At 68.2% G+C, this 754-nt stretch carries 1 protein-coding gene; it reads left to right on the forward strand.

The genetic code is table 11. The features are described from left to right. Window positions 1–282: 282 nt before the first annotated feature. On the forward strand, window positions 283–588 hold the full coding sequence (locus ABD323_RS42615) for a hypothetical protein (RefSeq protein WP_344447420.1): 306 nt from the start codon (window positions 283–285) through the stop codon (window positions 586–588). The last annotated feature ends 166 nt before the right edge of the window (window positions 589–754 follow it).

The raw sequence follows: 754 nt of genomic DNA on the forward strand, positions 1-754 counted from the left end.
TTGGACTCAGCGGCCACGGTCTCTCCGTGGCAGGAGGGTTGTGCAGCGTCGGCACCGATGTGGTGGCGCCGTACCGAGAACGTAGCCCTCGGCACTGACAACCGGCCCCCAGCCCGGTGAAGGGCAGACGGGGGCACACCTACACCAGTGCAGACCGCACAGCCTACCCGCACCCGTACGGCCCAACAAAATTTTTGCGGCAAAACACCTACGGGTTGTGATCCGCCACTCAATCGCCGCAATCTGGACAGAACGGCTCTTCCACCCAGGAGGTGGGCTGCAATGGCACAGTCCGTCCGCCGTACTCCGCCGTTCACCCTCAACACCGACGGTCACCGGCATCCGCGGGAGAACACGCTGGTCGGCATCGCCGCCGTGCCGGCCCTGCTGGCCTTCACCACGGCGTTCTTCCACAACCTGCACCTGATCAGTTCCTGGTCCGGGCTCTTCGGCGTCCTGACCGCGCTCTGGGGCCAGTTCGTCTCGGTCACCACGGCGGAGCGGTTCGCGCTGATGGTGTCGCTGGTGATGGCCGCGGTCGGCTTCTACCTCGGGGTGGCCCACGGTGGCCTCTACGGGGGCGCGTGACCGGCCCCGCGCGCTGACTCGTCGAAGACGATCCCCGCGCCAGGCGTAACCTCCGGCGCCCCCGTCGCGTACTTCCTGTGCACAGCTTCGCGACGGGGGCGCCACCATGCCTTCCGGCGGCCCCGGGCAGCCGAGCCCGAAACGGACCATTCGGGCGGTAGGGGCA

The sequence above is a fragment of the Kitasatospora nipponensis genome, from assembly GCF_039528135.1.
In the GTDB taxonomy this organism is placed as follows: Bacteria; Actinomycetota; Actinomycetes; order Streptomycetales; family Streptomycetaceae; genus Kitasatospora; species Kitasatospora nipponensis.

What these genes read in the sequence shown, in the direction of transcription:
- ABD323_RS42615 (WP_344447420.1), top strand. Translation starts at nt 283, where the DNA reads ATGGCACAGTCCGTCCGCCGTACTCCGCCGTTCACCCTCAACACCGAC.